The organism is Sporosarcina sp. JAI121, from assembly GCF_013408665.1.
GTDB lineage: Bacteria > Bacillota > Bacilli > Bacillales_A > Planococcaceae > Sporosarcina.
In genome coordinates this window covers 2,344,113-2,363,746 of record NZ_JACCCL010000001.1, presented here as the reverse complement: position 1 = coordinate 2,363,746, position 19,634 = coordinate 2,344,113, and the positions used below count along the sequence as shown (strand labels likewise).

Here is a 19,634-nt window from a genome sequence, read left to right as displayed (position 1 = left end):
TAGAATTTTCATAGCGTAGATAACACTCGACGTTACTTACTTGAAAAATGACATAGAATTTAAAGATGGGTGGATATATATGAAAAGAAGTGAACAAAGAAAAAAGAAGCGCAAATGGCTACGAAATTTCCTTATCGTGACTACATTCGTTCTATTAGCCGGAATCGTCTATGTGGTCGCCCAATACAATAGCGGATTATCTATAGGAAAAGAAGGATTGGCTAAAGAAGATGATATGCTAGCCGATGAATTCAAAGGCGCCGATCCACAATTCGGTGAAATCAATGTTTTGTTATTAGGAAGTGACTCACGGGGCGATGACGATGCACGGTCAGATGCGTTAATGATCGCTCATTATAATCAAACGACGCATCAGATGAAACTCGTTTCCATCATGAGGGATACGTATGTGGATATTCCGGAACACGGTAAGCATAAGATGAACGCCGCTTTTACTCTCGGGGGACCGGAACTGGTGAGGAAGACGATTAAGGAAAACTTTGACGTTGATATCCATTATTATGCGATTGTCGATTTTACCGGCTTTTCAAAAATTGTGGATGTTGTAGCACCCGATGGTATTGAAGTTGATATTCCCTATGCCATGTCACATGGTATAGGAATGACGTTACAGCCTGGGAAACAAGTGTTACATGGAGAGCAGTTATTAGGTTATGTGCGTTTCCGACATGACATTCAAAGTGATTTCGGGCGAGTGGAACGCCAGCAGGAAGCTTTGGCGAAAGTGAAGGAACAAGCTGTCAGTGTTCATAGTTTAATGAATTTGCCCAAGTTACTTGGCGTTGTAGAGCCTTTCGTCACGACAAACGTTGATAAACGTACACTCTTTACAATTGGAAAAGGGTTACTGGTCGGTAAATCTGAAAAGATAGAGACGTTGCGTATCCCGGTTGAAAACTCATTTGAGAACAAGCGTGAAGCAGCGGGTGCGGTACTGAGCATCGATTTTGAGAAAAATAAAAATGCTTTACAACAATTTCTTTCAACAGAGGACGAAGAAGGAATGACCGGATCGGACAATGCTAAGACCGGGGAATTCGGGAATTGATGATTTAACAAGAAAATTGCGTACGTGTCATTGACACGTACGCAATTTTTTTATTCGTCCTCTTCATACCAAGGATTCAAGTGAATTAAAACTTCATCCACGTCACTGTGATCATTCATGATTGTTTTCTTGATTTCACGCGAAATGTCATGGCCTTCTTGAATTGTCATGTTTCCGTGGACGCCGACACGCAGATCTACCAAAATGTAGTGACCGTGTTCTCGTGCACGCAAACGGTCAATTCGCTTCACTTCAGGAATTGTAATGATTAAAGCGGCGAATTCATCCAGTCTTTCCTGACTTATATTTTTTTCCATGAGAACGTCCATTGCTTCTTTTCCGATATCATATGCAAGTTTGAGTACTAAAATAGAAACGATGAATCCTGCAAAAGGGTCACCGTATGCGAGGAAATGAATCTCGTATAAGTCCCCGATGAGTGCAAGTCCAATTCCCAAAACAGCAGCGAGGGAAGCATACACGTCCGCCAAATGGTCATAAGCGGTTGCGATCAATCCTTTGCTGTTGGCCATTTTGCCAATTCGGATTGTATAAATGTACAACGCTTGTTTCCAAATAAGTGAGATGAATGCTGTTAGCAAAGCAATCAAACTGGCTTTCGCCGGTTCTTCAAATAAAGCTGAAATCGCTTCAAAGGCAATATAGATTGCGGCCAACCCTAATATTAGTGCGACGATGGCGGAACTGATCACTTCGGCTTTTCCGTGACCATAGGGATGGTCGTCGTCTGCAGGGCGCTTGGATATTCTCATCGAGGTAAGGGCGGCGCCACTGGCAATCACGTCGCCGGCATTATGGAAACCATCAGCTAGCAGAACGGGACTTTGGAAGAGAACGCCCACGATGAGTTTAATTACTGTTAGGATGATATTGCTTATGAGACTAATCCAAACCGCAAAAATTGAAGCACTTGAATGGTTATGTTTACTCATCGATGATGACCTCCTATGTAATATGTTTCCCGAGGGAAACAAAAAACCTTGACAGTCCTGTGTCAAGGTTTCGGGATATTTCTATATTTGTGTGGGCGAAATGCGGTCATATGTATCACTCGCTAAATTCAGACGTTTTTCAATTGTAACACTGTCGGATTCAGACATCAAGAAAAGGGGTTAGGTATGTTGAAAGACGGAGTGAGTTAGGGATTTTCCATCTTACATACTTCGGCGCTTGGGAATGCCTCCCGCTATAAGTCGAAGCGTAACAGTTTCAAGACTTTACTTACTATCAGTTTGACCTTATTAAATACGTAATCGACAAAAACGGGATTGAAAATATACGCATTTCATGCTGGGCACTTAATGTACCATCTTTCCTTTCACTTACGATAAAATCTTCCTCAACGGGTAGCTTGAACGGATGATTCTTGAAAAAAGAAATATAGATTCCCGCATCTGACTCACCAGAATTACGCTTGCTTGTCAGCTGCAAATCATTCCCGGCCTGATGCAGTTCCAATATACCGGTCATCGTTGAAAACGGCAACGGTAAGGCAATATTCATATACATTCGACCTGCTGTTATATGTTGTGAATAAAGGGCAACGAATACCGTGTCATTATTGATTTTACGGATCCAGGCCCTGACTTTATCTCTGCTGTCCAGTTCATCCTGAAGCGCAATTACGTCCCCTGTCATTTCAACTTGTCTGCCATGAAGAGGCAAATTGATTTGTTGGGTTTTACTACTCATAAACGCGTAAATAATGGCGAACGGTTTAAACCATGAATGCCATTTTATCGTTGCGAATAGCCGGTAATCAATCGTGTTTTCATAGAAATCGATGATGCGCGGGGATAGCGTATCGCATTGGATAAATGGCTCGTAGACCTTTATATTGTCGATAAGTCCTTGATGTTTATCTTGCAATCGACCATTCAGAACTTGTTCACCTATAATCCACTTCCCACGAATGTGACTGACGGGGAAAGTGGGTTGATGAAAATTTGCACTGGGAACTTGGAAGGACCAGCCGACAATACCAAATAACGCAAATACTAGACAGTTCAACACACCATGAAAACGAAGCATGAAATCGATATTCACGGCTGTTAATCCAAAGCCGTTGCCAAGCGCATATAAAAGTGAAAAGATGATTGTCACACCAAGGGTGCCAAACGAAATCCGAACGAGCCACTTTTGTAATTGATTTTCGAAGGGCGTTTTGCACGCAATTAAAATAATGCCGCCCAAACCGACAATGTATAATCCGACCGATAGCAGCTCGATCCACCTGGAAAATGTAATGCCAATCGCAACAATCAGCGGTGATACTAACAGAATCGAACAGACAATCCGATAAATACGGGGTTTATAAAGTCTGCCCAGTAAACCGATGAAAATCGGCAACAAAAACGCGGAGTAGTGAAAATGAATAGCGGTCAACCACGTAATTAGGGGACTGAATCCAGTGTCAATACCAGTCACATAAGCAAAGAACCAAGTGCCGCCAAGTGCTATGTAAAACAGCCCGGCATCAATTGCGAACTCTTCCAAATTCGTGAAACCTCTATTGAAAAACCGCCACAATCCATATAAAGCGATACCAATCGTAAACAATAAATAAAGTGCTGCTAGCAGACCATCCCACTTTGAATCTGGTGTTACTTGCAACAGTGCCACCGCTAAATAAGCGGGAATCGCAAAATAATAATAGCACTTAGCAAACCAATCGTCCTTACCCATAATGAGTCGCAAAGCGAACGGGATGTAGAAGAGCTGTGCAATCGTCAACATCAGAAAATGCCACGGATTCCCACTAAAAAAAGCTACTGATAAAAATAACACACTATGAATACTTGCAAACTTACACGTCGACATCAGCGGAAAACTCCCCATCATAACAAAACACGATTCCAATCAGAGGATTTCGTACCTCAACATGTATATGGTAAAGTCCTCGTTCATCGTCAAATCTTTCTGTTACGGTTGCAAGCCCTTGAAAAATCCGTGGCAATGGAATTTCAAACTTCCCAAGTACAAGCCGCTGCCCTAATGATGTAATCGTCAAACGCCCGTCTGTTGCTACTTGAAAGTCCAAATCAGCATAAAGGAGATGCGGTTCACCAAGGTAATCCCTTATGACAAGCCGCTTTGCATCATAACTCATAAGCGCGTTAAAATAGCGTACTGTCTTTCCAAATTGAAAAATACGTTCCCAGTGCACCTGACTTTCTCCCTTATCCCCAACAAACGCTGTATTGATTATCGTAAATGGAATGTTTACGCCTCGTTCCGGGTAAAGTAATTTCCATCTTACGCCTGCCTTTAAAATCGGATACAACCATTTCGATCCGCCACCGATTTCTTTCATGACGCCGGATGCTCTGAATGTAGCACCCGCTGACAGGTCATACCTTTTTTGCAGCATCGGATGCAATCGGTTAAATTCATTACCCAACACTTGTCTGAAAATCGACATGAAGTCCACCTCACTTTCTTCGTTTACAGCTTGTCGCCGAAGGAACATCTTTACTTATGGACCATCCAATTATAGAAAGTACCATTAGTGACAAGTTGAATGTCACAGGATTGAAAGGATGGATTGCGGTTGCCGGAACTGTAATGATTGCCGCTATCGTTAGCAAAGGAAAGAGAATTAGCTGCAGTCTAAATAACTGTTTTTTATTGCGATAAACTAGCCAGATAATTCCGAGCAACACTTCTAGAATTCCGATTAGCAGTACAGATGTCGTAATTCCATTCTCCGATAAAGCTAAAGCGTTTCCGACCATCGCCCTCTCTTCTATATGCATCCCGATAATTTTCGGTACAAGTCCCTGATACATCCAAATGAAGGCAAACAATAGAGTCATTAAATAGGTGCTGAAAAACCGCAAATACTGGGAGCGGGGTGCTTCGCCTTGTTCAAGCCATCGCTTCAACACATCAAAACTAAGTGCAGTCGCCCAGCCGATAAGGGGACGAAATGCCAGTTTATCAGCAACTTTACCGATACGACCACAATTGACGTCATAATCATACTGCGTTAAAAATTTCACACCGTCTTTCTGGGGTTCATATTTCCAATAGCCACGACCTTCGCGGATTGGGGATATCCATTGATCCGTTCCGAACTGAAGGGAAGATGAACGCGTACCATCTTCTTTATGAAACGATCCAACACTTTTCCCCCAACCAACCACGTTTATGAAAGGTCCTACTGTCCGTGAATAGAGAAACTCTTGGGGCTTACCTTCATCTTTTGGCAAATAGGTAATTGAAGAGAAACGAAGATCCCATTGTTCATGCATGTTCGGTTTTTGGGTGGCGTCCCATACTTTTTCAATTTCTGCCTGAATCGGTATTTCAACGTAAATCGGCTTTCTATTCATCACAAACACCTCATTGTATTATGTATATCACTTACGTAAACAGTATCTCTATTATCATAATGAAGACGGATTACTGATGTCGCTTTTCACTATTTATAAATTTGATACTAAGACGTCCGCTACCACTGACTAGCATAAGCCTTCTTGTATAAATTAGCATGGTTTGGGAGAGATTGATAATAACAATATGAAGAAATAGTGAGGTGATAGAGATGAGTTTTTCGGAGAGTGATAAAAATGGTTTTTCTAATGAAACATCCATACAAAACGATAATGTACTTCTTGACGCCATTAAGAACAAGCTAAATGAAGTAGAAGATGCTGTATTTAAAAACATTCAAACTGCCGATGAACTCGTGACAATCATTTATCTTAGTTCACTTATCGAAAAACTTACACTACACAGAACTGTAATCGCGCCATTGTTAACGAATAAGGAAGACCTGTTGAAATCTGCCGAAGTACCTGAGAAAGTCAATATTTCTAGCATTTTATCTTCCATTACTGAAGGGAACACAATTGTTTATTTTCAATCAAAGAATCTCTTTTCAACCGTGAATACATATAGCCCGCCAACTAGTTCAATCGCCAATTCGGATACCGAATCAACGGTCAGCGGTCCCCGGGATGCATTTACCGAATCTCTGCAAACAAACCTATCCCTTGTTAAAAGAAGGATTCAGAATACTAGATTAAAAAATCGTGACTATATTATTGGAACGGAAACAAATACGAAAGTTTCTGTTTTGTATATCGAAAAAATTGTAAACGACAACAATTTGACCAAGGTTATTAACAAAATTGAAGCAATTGACTATAGAGGTTTTAATGATATCACCATTTTAGCCCAGCTAATGGAAGACCATCAATTCTCTCCATTTCCTCAATACCAAGTAACCGAAAGGCCTGACATGGTAACAAGCTCTCTAATTGACGGAAGGGTTGTTATCATGATGAACAACAGTATTGGCGCGGTGATTTGTCCGAGTTCCTTTCTTGGCTTTTTCATGTCCCCGGAAGATTATTATAACCGTTGGACCACAGCCACGTTACTTCGTTGCATCCGTTTTTTCGGTTTCTTTTTAACGATAATGCTAACTCCTTTTTATATTTCCGCTCTATCTCATCATCCAGAAATGTTACCTTATGAAGTGTTAAAAAGTTTATATGAATCAAGAAGCAGGGTTCCTTTCCCGCCAGTCATTGAAGTACTATTCATGGAATTAGTTATTGAAGTACTAAGAGAAGCAGGGTCTCGGATGCCGACCAAAATCGGACAAACGATTGGTATTGTGGGTGGTATCGTTATTGGGACAGCAGCCGTTGAAGCAGGTCTTGTCAGTAATATATTGATTGTGTTAGTAGCCATTTCAGCATTACTTTCCTTTTTACCGCCAAGTTATAAAATGAGTAATGCAAGTCGCTTTGTTCGCTACATTTTTATCTTATCAGCGGGTTTCTTCGGTTTATACGGGCAAATGATAGCTTTTGCATGGCTTATTTATCATTTAGTAAATTTAACATCTTTAGGAACTCCTTTTATGTCTCCAGTCATACCTAGGAAATGGACAGACCTCCTTGACAGCATCGTTTTGGCCCCAACTTCCTTCCTAAAACATAAAAAGGGCGTCGCAAGTGCAGAAAGCAAAAAAGTACTCCCAGAAAACAGGGAGGAATAGGTCATGGATCAAAACCAAACAAAGGTATTGAACGGATATCATGTCGTCTTTCTCGTCCATCTTGTGATGAGCGGCAACATCTTATTAACTTTGCCAAATTTACTTAGTCCGCTAGGCTTTAGCCAGTGGTGGTTCCCGCTCCTGTTCGGAGTTATTGCAAATCTGTTACTTATTCCGATGATTTGGATCGCCTTGAAATATAAACAACATAATTTGTTCGCTATTCACGAGTTGCTGCTTGGTAAATGGCTGGGGAGAAGCCTGAATGGCTTTCTGATTTTATATGCAGTGTTGACTTTGGCGTCTGTTGTTGAGGGGTATTTAGACCTTATACAAATTATTGCGCTTCCGGATCGGACAATCATCGGGCCTTTGATCGTCTTCATGCTATTGCTCGTTTACATTGTAAACGGTGACATTAAGTCAATCGCCCGTTTTTGTATCATTAGTTTTTTTCTAGTGGTTTGGATTCTCTTTTTTTTGAAATGGGCAATTGGTGAAGGGGACATTAAACATATTTTGCCTCTTTTTAATTTTACTAGACAGGAGTTTTTCACAGCAACAAAAAATGGTTTTATAGCAATGTCTGGATTTGAAATAATCCTTTTTTACTTTCCATATATCATCTGTCAGAAAAAAGCATTTAAACAAGCTTCTTTAGGCATATGGATCACCGTATCTGTATATTTTGTGACAGTCTTTGCGAGTGTCATGTATTATTCCGAATGGCAACTTGAAAATGTGATGTATCCGGTTTTATATTTGCTTAACGCGGTTACACTTCCTTTTCTGGAGCGAGTTGATGTTTTAGCGATTTCACTGTGGGTTTTTTTAATTCTCACAACCGCGGCTGCGTTTTTATGGGTTGCAAAAAAAGGGTTGGATTCCATACGGGATAAAGAAAAAAAGAGTCACTTATATATTATAGCTGCTATTGTGTTTGGCATAGTAAGCATTCCATTTCCAGCGGAATATCAAAAGATGGTTTATGAACGTGTTTATTATAGTAACTATGGATTTATGATTTGGCCAAGCTTCCTTTGCATAATCCATCTACTGAAAACAAAAAAAGAGGTTGTAAAATGAAACGTTTTATATTCTTCGCATTCCTAATTAGTTTGTTAGGTACAGTTGGTTGTACGCAAAAAAAACCTTCAAGTTCCGTTGAGGATTTATCGATGGTCAGCAGTATTGCCTTCGATTATATCAGTGAAGATGAAGTAAGGATGACTGTGTCTATTCCACAATCGACAGGCGATTCACAGGAAATCACACAAAACTATACAGTGAATACATCGTTAATCCAGGATGGGTTCACCGAGGTCTCTTCGCAGGCGGGAAAAATGATTGCATTAAGCCAGCTTCGAACAATTTTATTCAGCGAGGAATATGCAAGGAAAGGAGATGTAACGGTTATAGCTAAGCATTTCTATCGGGATGCAACCGTTGGGAATAATATTCATCTTGCTGTCGTGAAAGATAAAGCGGAAGATATTTTGAAAGGGAGTTTCCCTAACATTCCAAGTATAAATACGTATTTACATGATTTGTTACAACCCAAAATGCATACATCATTTAGTCCCTTTACAACACTGCATGATTTTATTAATGCAGAAACGAACACTGTATCCCATTCATCTATGCCTTATTTAGAAAAAAAAGAGGATTCGATTAAAATTGCAAGCGTTACTTTGTTTGACGGAGGTAAAATGCTTGAAACAGTATCACGTAAACAATCGTCATTTATCCAAGCATTGAAAGGGTTGGATAAACTTGCACCGCTTGATATTACCCTTGATAAGGGCTCGGATAAGGAAGAACTGCATATAGAATTGATTGAAAATAAAGTGAAGATTAGAAGTAATAAAAGTTTGGATTCCCCACAAGTGTCCATTCGAATAAAATTGCAGGGATCCCTCGTTGAATATAAGGGAAATAAAGATTTAAGCAAAGATGAAGATTTTGCAAAACTGCAAAAGGATATTAGCAAACACGTGGAACAGGAAGTAAAAGATCTCCTGGAAAAACTACGGAAATTGGAAGTTGACCCCGTCGGTTTCAGTGAATATTTCAGAATGTATTACAAAGGGAAATGGAATGAAAAGTTAACTGAAAAAATAATTGCTTCGGTAGAATACAATGTAAGTGTAGATTTCGACCTTCTTAATACAGGCATTTTAAAATAAGTCAATAAATTGATAAATTAACAAGCGTAACGATTGGTTGCACTTGTTTAAATTGTTAAATGGAGAGAAAATTTGAACTACTGTCCATCCATTAATACTTCTTGTCAAATGAGTAATCATGAAATATAGTTCATAATTATACATATTGATGAATGAAAGAGGAGAGTTTAATGGAACATATGGGTATTGTATCGTTGTTGCCACCAATAATCGCAGTGATATTAGCGATTGTAACGAAAAATGTTGTGATATCGCTATTTTCAGGCGTATACATTGGTGTTTTAATATTGGTCGGAGGTCGTCCTCTTGAGGCGACGATGGAGACAATCGAAAATTACTTGTTTATACAAGTGGCGGATGGCTATAATGCCGCAGTCTTAGTTTTACTATTTTTCATTGGCGGATTTGTAGCTTTAATGGAAAAGTCAGGAGGGGGTGCAGCTCTTGCGGAGAAAGCAGCAAAGTCTATTAACACGCGTGTGAGAGCGCAGCTGTCCGCTTGGCTCGGCGGGGTTATCATCTTTTTCTCTGATATTGGCACGCCTTTGATCGTTGGTCCAGTGTTTGAAAAGATTTTTGACAAAGCCAAAATATCCAGAGAGAAGCTTGCCTGGATTATTGACTCCACCTCATCTCCGGTGGCGGTGTTAATTCCGTTCATCGGATGGGGAGTTTATATCATGGGACTCATTAAAAATGAATTTGACTTGTTGAATATAACGACTTCCGAATTTAGCACTTTAGTCCAAGTCATCCCATTTCAGTTTTATGCAATATTAGCTGTTTTGATGGTTCCTCTTGTGGCAATGACAAAATTGGATTTCGGTCCTATGGCAAAAGCGGAAAGACGTATTCAACAGACAGGCGCCCTTTACTGGCCTGAATCGACGCCTCTTCGAAAACCTGAAGAGAATGATGAAAGGACAAAAGGAAGTCATGCAAACCTAATCTTACTTCCATTAGCAGTATTGTTCATTACGTTGTTCGGACTTTTGATTTCGTTTGGATTCCCTTTCAAGCCGGTACCTGGGAATGAATTCAGGGTTGCATTATCGACAGCTTACTTGTTTGCGGCCGTTACAATTATCATTTTAATGCTCATCTATAAAGTGAAAAAATTTGGTGAGATTTTCAATATTTATACAACAGGTATGCAAAAAATGGTGTATGTTGCCGTTACACTCGTTCTAGCGTGGTCTCTCGGTAAAGTGATCAATGAGATGGGAACAGCAAACTATATTGTTGAAGTGATGGAAGGAAATGTGCCTGCGTTCATTATTCCAGCAATACTATTCCTTGTAGGAGCTGGAATGTCACTTGCGTCCGGCACTTCTTGGGGGACTTTCGCAATCATGCTTCCAATCGCCATACCGATGGCTGTCACCCTCGATGCACATCTGTTAGTCTGTATTGGTGCGGTTCTTTCGGGGGGAATCTTCGGAGACCATTGTTCACCAATTTCAGACACGACGATTCTTTCGTCAACAGGCGCGGGAGCCGATCATATCGATCACGTAAAAACACAATTCCCGTATGCTCTTCTTAACGCGACAATTGCATTTGTCGGATTTATCGTAGCGGGTATTACGGGAAGCGCAATCACGTTACTTTTGACGGTCGTTCTTCTAATTTTGGCAGTGCTTGTTTTATCGAAACTGAATTCAAGTAAATACAAAAAAGGAGTGGTAGCATAAATGAAGCTTTGGGGCGGACGATTTACAAGTCGTGCAGATGAAATAATGGAGAAATTTAATACATCATTGCCTGTTGATCATAGATTGTATAAGGAAGATATCGCAGGTAGCTTAGCGCATGTTACGATGCTGGTACACAGTGATTTATTGACACCGGAAGAAGGAGAGCTGCTTGTAGGCGGACTTGATTCCATTTTGAACGATATCGAAACAGGTGCGATTAAAATTGAAGGTAATTACGAGGATATTCACTCTTTCGTGGAAATGCATTTGACGGAACGCATTGGAGAAACAGGCAAGAAACTGCATACAGCACGCAGCCGTAACGACCAGGTGGCGGTAGACATGCGATTATACGCAAAAAGCAAGGCAACCGAAGTGATGGACAACCTACAAATGCTCATTGATTCGTTGAATGAAAAAGGTGCAGCAAACAATGTTATCATGCCTGGCTATACGCATTTACAGCGGGCGCAAGTCGTGACATTCAGCCATCATTTAGGTGCGTATGCACAGATGTTTAACAGAGATAAAAAACGTGTTGGAAATGCGATTGATATTTTAAATGAAAATCCACTAGGCTGTGGAGCGCTTGCTGGTACAACACATAACATCGATCGTGATGTGACTACAGCACTATTAGGTTTTGCAAAACCCGTCGACAACTTCCTTGACGGTGTCAGTGACCGCGATTATTTACTTGAACTCATGTCGGATTTCTCAATCATTATGATGCATTTGAGCCGCTTGAGCGAGGAACTTATTTTATGGAGCAGCCAGGAATTCAAATTTATCGATATGGCAGATGCTTATTCAACAGGCAGCAGTATTATGCCGCAAAAGAAAAATCCTGATGCAGCGGAATTAATTCGCGGTAAAACGGGACGAGTCTATGGCTCGTTATTTTCACTGTTAACGACGTTAAAAGGACTACCGCTGACATACAACAAAGACATGCAGGAGGATAAAGAACAGTTTTTCGATGCACTTGATACTGTGCTGGACTGTATTGAAATTATGTCGAAAATGATTGATACACTGCAGGTCAATGCGGATAATATGAAAGCAGCGATTAAAGCCGGCTTCCTCAATGCAACTGAAGTTGCCGATTATTTGGTCGGCAAAGGGACTGCATTCCGCGATGCTCACGAAATCGTCGGGAAACTGATCATTTATTGCGAACAACAGAAGAAGGCGATCGAGGACTTGACGGTTGAAGAGTTGGCAAAGTTCAGTGAGCAGATTTCCGATGATATTTATGAATATATCGACTACGAAAATATTATTACAAAAGGGAATAAGCATTTGATGAAGCAAGTGGGGAAATAAAAGTAAGCGGATGGCGGGGGATATGATTGGTTGCCGGGAGTATACGGTCGGTCTACAAGGATATATGGTCGCTCCATGAATCCCATCTCCATATATAAAAAAGCTTGAAAGGACAGATTCGTCCTTTCAAGCTTTTTCTGTTATCCCATAATATTATAGCCGGCATCTACATAAATGATTTCACCCGTAACACCGCTGGATAGATTGCTCAAAGTGACCAACGTCATCTCCGCCACTTCTTGTTGTGTCACGTTGCGTTTTAACGGTGCTTGTTCTTCAATTTGAGTCAGAATGGTATTGAAGGAAGCGATGCCTTTTGCGGACAGCGTGCGGATTGCTCCGGCTGAAATCGCGTTGACACGAATATTATCTTTCCCTAAATCGAACGCCAAATACCTTACAGATGCTTCAAGTGCCGCTTTTGCAACGCCCATTACGTTATAGCCGTCAAGTACGCGCTGCGCTCCCAAATAACTCATCGTTACGATGGAACCGCCTTCGGTCATGAATGGACGTGCTTCTCTGGCAGTCGCAATGAGAGAATAAGAACTTGTATCCTGCGCGAATGCATATCCGCTTCTCGTTGTTTCTACAAAGTCATTCTTTAAATCTTCAGCATGTGCAAATGCAAGTGAATGTACAACGCCGTGGATTGTCTCGAGCTCCGCGCCGATTTTTCCGAACGCCTCGTGGATGCTTTCATCCTCATTTACATCACACTGCACGATCATTTTCGCCTCGTAGCCGGCTGCACTTAACAGTTTCTCAAGTTTAATGAGAGAACGCTCTTTTCGATAGGTGAAAATGACATTCGCCCCAACTGCAAATAGCGTTTTTGCGACTCCCCAAGCAAGGCTCCGTTCATTCGCCACGCCCATTACAACAATGTTTTTACCTTTAATTTTAAGTAAATCGTCCATAGTGACCTCCTGAGTAGGTAGTGAATTCACCTATACCTATTAGTAGTACCAGATGCTAAGCAAAGTATAGCATATTTGCTCACATAGTGTGAATAGCTGCAAATTAAAAATGAAAACGCATCCAAAACTGAAATGTTTGCAATAAATAAAAATACAGTTGACTTTATAATTATGCATACATATAATAAGCTTAAGTTGAAAACAGGGGTGATTGGAATGAAGGTAGGAATCATTGGTGCTTCAGGATACGGTGGACTTGAGCTCATACGGCTACTGCATAACCACCCTGAAGTCGAACGGATTGAACTATTCACGTCTTCCGACGAAGGAACGGTATTCTCCCATAAGTATTCGCATCTTATGAATATAGCTGATCAGCCGCTTCAAAAAATAGAACATGACCGATTAGCACAATTCGATGTTATCTTCTCCAGCGCACCTGCTGGAGTGGCAAGTACATTATTGTCCCCGCTAATTGGAAAGGGACCTAAACTTATCGATTTGTCAGGAGATTTTCGATTAAAAAATCTGACTGAATATGAGCAGTGGTATAAAAAAGAACCTGCACCGGCATCGGCAGTCGAACAAAGCGTATACGGATTGACCGAATGGAATTCAAAAGCAATCCGGCAAGCGCAGTTGATTGCAAACCCGGGTTGTTATCCAACAGCAGTACTTTTGGCATTATTACCTTTACTGAAAGAAAACGTCATCGTTGCCGATCAATTGATCATAGATGCGAAAAGTGGTGTTTCCGGCGCGGGTAACCAGCCGAATCAAATGACGCATTTCAGCGAAACGAATGAAAATACTTCCATCTATAAATTGAATCAGCACCAGCATATCCCGGAAATAGAGCAGGCATTTGCACTTTTTGCGAAAGAAACACCTCCAATTACATTCAGTACGCATTTAGTTCCTATGACAAGGGGAATTCTTGCAACGTGTTATGCACCTGTCGTAGAAGGGGTGACAGAGGCTCATCTTGTTGAGTGTCTGACTGAAACGTATGCCAATCATCCGTTTGTCCGTGTGTTGCAGGAAAAGAATAAGTTTGGTACCAATCAAGTATACGGATCGAATTATTGTGACCTCCTCGTTAATGTTGACCCGCGGACGAATCGGGCCACAGTCGTTTCTGTCATCGACAACTTGGTAAAAGGGGCAGCTGGGCAAGCCATTCAAAATATGAATGTGCAATGCGGTTTTGAGGAAATAACTGGCCTGTCACTGGTCCCGGCATTCATCTAACTTAGGGGGAGTACTATTATGACAACAACACTTATAGGACTGAAGCGTCTATCGGGAAATAACATCGCATCCCCAATCGGCTTTAAAGCGACGGGACTCCATTGCGGCATTAAACATAAAAAAAATGATTTGGCATTGCTCATCAGCGAAGTACCGGCAAGTGTTGCAGGTGTGTTTACGACAAACGCCATTCAGGCCGCACCGTTGATTGTCACAAAAGAAGCGATTCAGCAATCAGGGAAAATGCAGGCAATCATTGTGAATTCAGGAAATGCGAATGCTTGTACGGGTAAGCAAGGAGTTAAAGACGCACGTCAAATGCAACAAAAAACGGCGGAAAAACTTGGCATTGCGCCTGAGTTGGTCGGTGTTGCATCGACTGGTGTCATCGGGGAAGTAATGACGATGGAACCGATCATAAAGGGGATTCAGAAATTGGAACCCAGTTCAGAGCTGGAAGGTTCAATTCTATTTTCCCAAGCGATATTAACGACGGATACTGTCACGAAAAATACCGCATACAGCACAGAAATCGATGGCAAAAAAGTCACGATTGCGGGAACAGCAAAAGGATCGGGTATGATCGATCCGAATATGGCAACAATGCTCGGTTTTATAACAACCGATGCCAACATCGAATCGATTCATCTGCAAGCGGCGCTTAAAACAGTTACAGACCTGACGTTCAACTCCATTACGGTGGATGGCGATACATCTACGAACGATATGGTGCTTGTTATGGCGAACGGCATGGCAGGGAATGATTCATTGACGCCCGCACATGAGGGATGGGAACAATTTATAGCGACATTGCAAGCCGTTTCGCAAGACTTGGCAAAAATGATTGCGAAGGATGGAGAAGGTGCCACAAAGCTGATTGAAGTCGAAGTGACAGGAGCGATTACGGATGCTGAAGCACGTAAAATCGCCAAAACGGTCGTCGGTTCACCACTCGTAAAAACAGCTATCTTCGGCTGTGATGCGAACTGGGGAAGAATCATTGCTGCCGTCGGATATAGCGGAGCCACACTGAATCCAGATACGATAAAGATCGACATCGGCTCTACGACAGTCGTTGAAAAAGGGGAACCGGTAACCTTTTCAGAAGCGCAATTGCTTGTCTATTTGAAACAGCCGGAAGTGAAAATTTTTGTCGACCTTCAACAGGGGAACGGAAAAGGAATAGCGTGGGGGTGTGATTTAACATATGACTATGTCCAAATCAACGCAACATACCGATCGTAAACGAATGGTAGTGAAGCTAGGTGGAAGCATGCTAGAAGGGTTGAGTGAAGCTTTTTTCACGAATTTCAAGAAATTGCAGGAAACGGGTCATGAACTCATACTCGTTCATGGAGGCGGACCTTTCATCAATAAGGAATTAGCCAAAAACAAGATAACATCCTCCGTAGTGAATGGCATCCGTGTAACGTCGAAAGAAGCCGTGGGCATCGTTCAATCGACGTTGATCGGCCAAGTGAATCCGGCTCTCGTCCATCAGTTGAATAAAGGCAGCGTTGATGCGATAGGTCTGAATGGAAGTGATGGGAAATTGCTAGTTTGTACAGTGTTGAACGAAGAGCGATACGGTTCTGTCGGTGAAATACAGCATGTCCGCACCGAATTGCTCGAAAAAATACTTCAGGCAGGGCTAGTTCCGGTCGTCGCTTGTATCGGAGCGACAGATGATGGCGCTCCGCTCAATATCAATGCGGATACTGTCGCAAGCGAAATCGCGCTTGCGATGAATGCGGATAGTCTGCTACTGGTTACTGACACACCAGGTATAAGTATTGAAGATTGCGTCCAACAAACAGCATCACCGACGGAAATCGGAAAATGGATTGAAACGGGTGAAATTTATGGAGGCATGCTGCCGAAAGTGAAAGCTGCACTTGATTGTTTAGGTGCAGGCATTCCATCGGTGAAGATTGTCGGACAGCAATTGGAAGGTACCACCATTAAATGCGAGGAGGTTTTCACTTGAGTACATTATTTCAGAATTATGCGCGACGTTCCATTCATCTTGTAAAAGGAAGTGGAACAGTTGTGACGGATGACAAAGGACAGGACTACCTCGATTTTACAAGTGGAATCGCAGTCGTCAGCCTTGGTCACGCGCACCATGCCCTCGTCAAAGCGGTCAAACAACAAAGCGAAAAACTATGGCATGTCTCAAATTTATTTGAAAGCCCTGAGCAGGAATTAGTGGCAGAGAAGCTCGTACGAGATACACCTTTCAGCCATGCATTTTTTTGTAACAGCGGAGCTGAAGCAAACGAAGCTGCCATTAAATTAGCACGTAAACATACACAGAAAAACGTCATCATTACATTTGAACAATCGTTTCACGGACGGACGTTCGGCGCTATGTCCGCAACCGGGCAAGCGAAGGTTCGCGAAGGATTCGGTCCATTGCTGGAAACATTCCGCATCATTCCATACAACGATGAGGAACAATTGGAAGCTGCAATCGACGGTGATGTAGCCGCAATTATGCTGGAAGTGATACAAGGGGAAGGCGGCGTCCACCAAGTCGATCCCGGCTTCGCACAAAAAGTAACAGACATCTGCAAATCAAACGGGATTTTACTGATTGTCGATGAAGTGCAGACAGGCATAGGCCGCACGGGAACCCGTTATGCATATGAGCAGACAGCGCTTGAGCCAGACATTATTACATTAGCCAAAGGATTAGGCGGGGGATTCCCGATTGGTGCCATGCTCGGTTCAAAAGAGCTATTTCATTCATTCGGGCCAGGATCTCACGGCACGACGTTCGGAGGTAATCCCCTAGCCGTCGCAGTTGCACAAACGGTTGTCGATATTGTCTTTAAGAAAAAGTTCCTGGAAGAAGTTGAAGATAAATCGAACTATCTAATCGAAAAAATACAAACTGTGTTACCACAGGAGCAATTTGCCGTTCGTGGAGCCGGTTTATTACTCGGTATTGAATGCGATGAGGATGTTTTGCCATTCATTCAACAGGCTGAAAAGGCGGGGTTACTGCTCGTTCAAGCAGGAGTCAATGTCGTTCGATTGTTGCCGCCCTTAACAGTCACTTATGAAGAAATCGACCAAGCGGTGGATATACTTGCGGCAATTTTACTCAAGGAACAAATCGCGCATTCTTAACAAACGTTTGAATTAAAGCGTTCAGTGAATCGCTATTCAATAGACCTCTGTCTGAAGGTAAACCAAAAGGACTTGCTACGCGATAGCAGGTCTGTTTGGTTTTTTTACTATTATTAGGTCTTCTGCCTATACTCTGCGCATTATTCTGAACCTTTGGAATCATTTTGGATAAATATTGAAACTAATTATGTGGAAACGATGTACACTAATAGTAATCAGTAACAGCGAAAACGGGGAGGGAAAATGGTGACTGTTGATGAGCGGCAAGAACTTTACACGGGCATTCAAAGCTTACGTGAAAAGCAAGTGACGAAGGGATTATCAGCTGACGAAGAGCAGACACTACTTACATTATTGAAGCAAATGGATGAATATATTGAAAAAGTACATAAAAGACAAGTGAATTATAACGAGGAACAAATGAAAGCACCCATTAAAGTGGCGGCGTTCAGGAATGCAACCTTCATTGAAAGCCCGGTAAAACAAAGTATGGTTGAAAGATTACTGAAAAAAGAACAGATTGTCTACTATGACCTTCAAGTGACAAGCTGGGATGATGTAAACACATTCGAATGGTCTTTCCGATTTATAGTAGAAGTCAAAAAGTTCGTAGAGAAGATCGGCTTAGGAAGTAAGTGGAGTATTTTGCTTCCGGTCGCCATGAAAATGTCTCCTGTAGATAGCTTGGACAAAGAAGAAGCTGAATGGTTGAATCTGCTTCCGGATCCTAAATGGTGCTTAGCCGCTTTTAATGAAGTGGATGTGTTGGAGGGACTGGCGAAACAGCATAGTGAAGAGATGCATGAATGCATCATATGGCTAAAGGAGCAGTGGGAAGGCGGTTACCAGGTTTACATGGATTTCAGCGAATTAAGATTCATACAGATTTAGTGGGCATATGGGTACCAAAATAGAAAAACCTTCATCTCTTTGTAACTTTTACCTTCATGAGCCGTCGAATTCATTGAATAACAAAAAGTGAGGAGAGAGAGTATGAAGAAAATCGGTACAATCGCACTGGCTGCATTGTTGACGGGAAGTATGGCCGGTACATACCCGACATTTGCACAAGATGAGCAGACACAAGTCATTGAAGACAATGAAAAGGACGCGACAAACTACATGAAGTTTTCCGGTGTCGTGAAAGAAATTGAAAAAGGTGCGAAAGAGATTCAAGTGACGGTTGAAGACAAAGATGAAATGATCATGATGTTGCGCATCAACGACGAATCACTACTATTCAATAGCGGAACGACTAAATCCATTCAAAAAACGACTTTGAAAAAAGGATCAAGAGTTGAAGCATATTATGATAAAAATAAGCCAATGATCTTAATTTATCCTGCGCAAGTAACCCCTGAAGTCATTGTCGTGAAAGATGAAGACATTTTCGGAGAAGTGAAAATCGCCAAATTTAACAAGGCGTACCTTAGTCTGGACGGGGAATTAAAGCTGAACCTAGATAAAGATACGATTCTTCTGAATCAAGAAGGAAAAGAAATTCAGGAAAAAAATCTTCAAGGGAAGGAATTAGCTGTTTTCTACGATGTAACGACAAGAAGTCTTCCACCGCAAACGACACCGTCCAAAATTATTGCTCTGGATTATGTAACAGAAGAGCTGCCAGGAACAGAAACACCGACAGAACCTGAAAAGTCGGACACATCAAAGGTGCAAGAAATCATTAGCAATGATCACTACATGAAAAATGGAGTTAAGATGATTCCGCTTCGGAAAGTGGCGGAAGAGCTTGGTTACTATGTCCAGTCCCAGCCCGAAGTGAACGGTGCAATCATCACATTACAGAACAGTTCCTTTACTGTGAAACGCGGCGACAAAATGTATGGGTATAACCGCAGCATCGGATATTTCGAAGTAGCACCCGAAATGAAAGGCATGAAAACATATGTGCCTGAACAGATGCTTGAACTGATGGTCAAAAACCGATAACTAGACTATATAACAAGCAAGCCTGAAACGATGGGACCGTCTTCAATGGGGGCGGACGTTTTGGGC

General features: G+C 41.8%; 17 protein-coding genes. 12 read left to right on the top strand and 5 right to left on the bottom strand.

Annotation, left to right across the window (positions count from 1 at the left end; translation table 11 throughout):
• Nucleotides 1–79 precede the first annotated feature (79 nt).
• Nucleotides 80–1,069, top strand: coding sequence for an LCP family protein (locus HDC33_RS11160; RefSeq protein WP_179392499.1), 990 nt, complete (start codon nucleotides 80–82; stop codon nucleotides 1,067–1,069).
• A 50-nt stretch (nucleotides 1,070–1,119) separates the two neighbouring features.
• Here the strand turns inward: HDC33_RS11160 and HDC33_RS11155 are convergent, their stop codons facing one another.
• The 4 genes from HDC33_RS11155 to HDC33_RS11140 all read right to left on the bottom strand — a co-directional run bounded on the left by HDC33_RS11155 (nucleotide 1,120) and on the right by HDC33_RS11140 (nucleotide 5,424).
• Nucleotides 1,120–2,022 carry a cation diffusion facilitator family transporter gene (locus tag HDC33_RS11155; protein WP_179392498.1) on the bottom strand — a complete coding sequence of 301 codons (903 nt, stop codon included), beginning with the start codon at nucleotides 2,020–2,022 and terminating at the stop codon, nucleotides 1,120–1,122.
• 295 nt (nucleotides 2,023–2,317) lie between these two features.
• Nucleotides 2,318–3,910 (bottom strand): YndJ family protein, encoded by a 1,593-nt coding sequence (locus HDC33_RS11150; RefSeq protein ID WP_179392497.1) that lies wholly within the window; start codon nucleotides 3,908–3,910, stop codon nucleotides 2,318–2,320.
• Nucleotides 3,897–4,511 (bottom strand): DUF4166 domain-containing protein, encoded by a 615-nt coding sequence (locus tag HDC33_RS11145; RefSeq protein WP_179392496.1) that lies wholly within the window; start codon nucleotides 4,509–4,511, stop codon nucleotides 3,897–3,899. Before HDC33_RS11145 ends, HDC33_RS11150 begins: the two co-directional genes overlap by 14 nt.
• 10 nt (nucleotides 4,512–4,521) lie before the next feature.
• Complete coding sequence (locus HDC33_RS11140; RefSeq protein WP_179392495.1) at nucleotides 4,522–5,424, bottom strand: DoxX-like family protein; 903 nt, start codon at nucleotides 5,422–5,424, stop codon at nucleotides 4,522–4,524.
• A gap of 212 nt (nucleotides 5,425–5,636) precedes the next feature.
• Between HDC33_RS11140 and HDC33_RS11135 the strand changes: the two genes are divergently transcribed.
• The 5 genes from HDC33_RS11135 (at nucleotide 5,637) to argH (ending at nucleotide 12,312) form a co-directional block, all read left to right on the top strand.
• Nucleotides 5,637–7,103, top strand: coding sequence for a spore germination protein (locus HDC33_RS11135; protein WP_179392494.1), 1,467 nt, complete (start codon nucleotides 5,637–5,639; stop codon nucleotides 7,101–7,103).
• Between the two features lie 3 nt (nucleotides 7,104–7,106).
• Nucleotides 7,107–8,189, top strand: coding sequence for a GerAB/ArcD/ProY family transporter (locus tag HDC33_RS11130; RefSeq protein WP_179392493.1), 1,083 nt, complete (start codon nucleotides 7,107–7,109; stop codon nucleotides 8,187–8,189).
• A complete protein-coding gene (locus HDC33_RS11125; protein WP_179392492.1) occupies nucleotides 8,186–9,289 on the top strand; it encodes a Ger(x)C family spore germination protein in 1,104 nt (367 codons plus the stop codon). The genes HDC33_RS11130 and HDC33_RS11125 overlap by 4 nt, the downstream gene beginning before the upstream one ends.
• Before the next feature lie 170 nt (nucleotides 9,290–9,459).
• On the top strand, nucleotides 9,460–10,983 hold the full coding sequence (locus tag HDC33_RS11120; protein WP_179392491.1) for a Na+/H+ antiporter NhaC family protein: 1,524 nt from the start codon (nucleotides 9,460–9,462) through the stop codon (nucleotides 10,981–10,983).
• Entirely contained in the window at nucleotides 10,984–12,312 is a 1,329-nt protein-coding gene (gene argH, locus HDC33_RS11115; RefSeq protein ID WP_179392490.1) for an argininosuccinate lyase, read from the top strand.
• 140 nt (nucleotides 12,313–12,452) lie between these two features.
• Here argH and HDC33_RS11110 read toward each other — a convergent pair whose 3' ends face one another.
• The gene (locus tag HDC33_RS11110) at nucleotides 12,453–13,232 is read right to left on the bottom strand and encodes an enoyl-ACP reductase FabI (protein ID WP_179392489.1); all 780 of its coding nucleotides are present in this window, start codon (nucleotides 13,230–13,232) and stop codon (nucleotides 12,453–12,455) included.
• Between the two features lie 216 nt (nucleotides 13,233–13,448).
• Here HDC33_RS11110 and argC point away from each other — a divergent pair, with 216 nt between their 5' ends.
• The 6 genes from argC (at nucleotide 13,449) to HDC33_RS11080 (ending at nucleotide 19,568) form a co-directional block, all read left to right on the top strand.
• Nucleotides 13,449–14,483 (top strand): N-acetyl-gamma-glutamyl-phosphate reductase, encoded by a 1,035-nt coding sequence (gene argC / locus HDC33_RS11105; protein WP_179392488.1) that lies wholly within the window; start codon nucleotides 13,449–13,451, stop codon nucleotides 14,481–14,483.
• A gap of 18 nt (nucleotides 14,484–14,501) precedes the next feature.
• A complete protein-coding gene (argJ, locus tag HDC33_RS11100; protein ID WP_179392487.1) occupies nucleotides 14,502–15,728 on the top strand; it encodes a bifunctional ornithine acetyltransferase/N-acetylglutamate synthase in 1,227 nt (408 codons plus the stop codon).
• Nucleotides 15,691–16,470 (top strand): acetylglutamate kinase, encoded by a 780-nt coding sequence (gene argB / locus HDC33_RS11095; RefSeq protein ID WP_179392486.1) that lies wholly within the window; start codon nucleotides 15,691–15,693, stop codon nucleotides 16,468–16,470. Before argJ ends, argB begins: the two co-directional genes overlap by 38 nt.
• Nucleotides 16,449–17,618 (top strand): acetylornithine transaminase, encoded by a 1,170-nt coding sequence (locus HDC33_RS11090; protein WP_179392485.1) that lies wholly within the window; start codon nucleotides 16,449–16,451, stop codon nucleotides 17,616–17,618. The genes argB and HDC33_RS11090 overlap by 22 nt, the downstream gene beginning before the upstream one ends.
• Nucleotides 17,619–17,861: 243 nt before the next feature.
• Nucleotides 17,862–18,509: a hypothetical protein gene (locus HDC33_RS11085; RefSeq protein WP_179392484.1), complete on the top strand. Its 648-nt coding sequence runs from the start codon at nucleotides 17,862–17,864 to the stop codon at nucleotides 18,507–18,509.
• A 102-nt stretch (nucleotides 18,510–18,611) separates the two neighbouring features.
• Entirely contained in the window at nucleotides 18,612–19,568 is a 957-nt protein-coding gene (locus HDC33_RS11080) for a stalk domain-containing protein (RefSeq protein WP_179392483.1), read from the top strand.
• The last annotated feature ends 66 nt before the right edge of the window (nucleotides 19,569–19,634 follow it).

Coding starts and splice junctions, on each gene's coding strand:
- HDC33_RS11090 (WP_179392485.1), top strand. CDS start 16,449: ATGCGAGGAGGTTTTCACTTGAGTACATTATTTCAGAATTATGCGCGA.
- argJ (WP_179392487.1), top strand. CDS start 14,502: ATGACAACAACACTTATAGGACTGAAGCGTCTATCGGGAAATAACATC.
- HDC33_RS11125 (WP_179392492.1), top strand. CDS start 8,186: ATGAAACGTTTTATATTCTTCGCATTCCTAATTAGTTTGTTAGGTACA.
- HDC33_RS11140 (WP_179392495.1), bottom strand. CDS start 5,424: ATGAATAGAAAGCCGATTTACGTTGAAATACCGATTCAGGCAGAAATT.
- HDC33_RS11135 (WP_179392494.1), top strand. CDS start 5,637: ATGAGTTTTTCGGAGAGTGATAAAAATGGTTTTTCTAATGAAACATCC.
- HDC33_RS11155 (WP_179392498.1), bottom strand. CDS start 2,022: ATGAGTAAACATAACCATTCAAGTGCTTCAATTTTTGCGGTTTGGATT.
- argB (WP_179392486.1), top strand. CDS start 15,691: ATGACTATGTCCAAATCAACGCAACATACCGATCGTAAACGAATGGTA.
- HDC33_RS11150 (WP_179392497.1), bottom strand. CDS start 3,910: ATGTCGACGTGTAAGTTTGCAAGTATTCATAGTGTGTTATTTTTATCA.
- HDC33_RS11120 (WP_179392491.1), top strand. CDS start 9,460: ATGGAACATATGGGTATTGTATCGTTGTTGCCACCAATAATCGCAGTG.
- argH (WP_179392490.1), top strand. CDS start 10,984: ATGAAGCTTTGGGGCGGACGATTTACAAGTCGTGCAGATGAAATAATG.
- HDC33_RS11080 (WP_179392483.1), top strand. CDS start 18,612: ATGAAGAAAATCGGTACAATCGCACTGGCTGCATTGTTGACGGGAAGT.
- HDC33_RS11110 (WP_179392489.1), bottom strand. CDS start 13,232: ATGGACGATTTACTTAAAATTAAAGGTAAAAACATTGTTGTAATGGGC.
- HDC33_RS11145 (WP_179392496.1), bottom strand. CDS start 4,511: ATGTCGATTTTCAGACAAGTGTTGGGTAATGAATTTAACCGATTGCAT.
- HDC33_RS11160 (WP_179392499.1), top strand. CDS start 80: ATGAAAAGAAGTGAACAAAGAAAAAAGAAGCGCAAATGGCTACGAAAT.
- HDC33_RS11085 (WP_179392484.1), top strand. CDS start 17,862: ATGGTGACTGTTGATGAGCGGCAAGAACTTTACACGGGCATTCAAAGC.
- HDC33_RS11130 (WP_179392493.1), top strand. CDS start 7,107: ATGGATCAAAACCAAACAAAGGTATTGAACGGATATCATGTCGTCTTT.
- argC (WP_179392488.1), top strand. CDS start 13,449: ATGAAGGTAGGAATCATTGGTGCTTCAGGATACGGTGGACTTGAGCTC.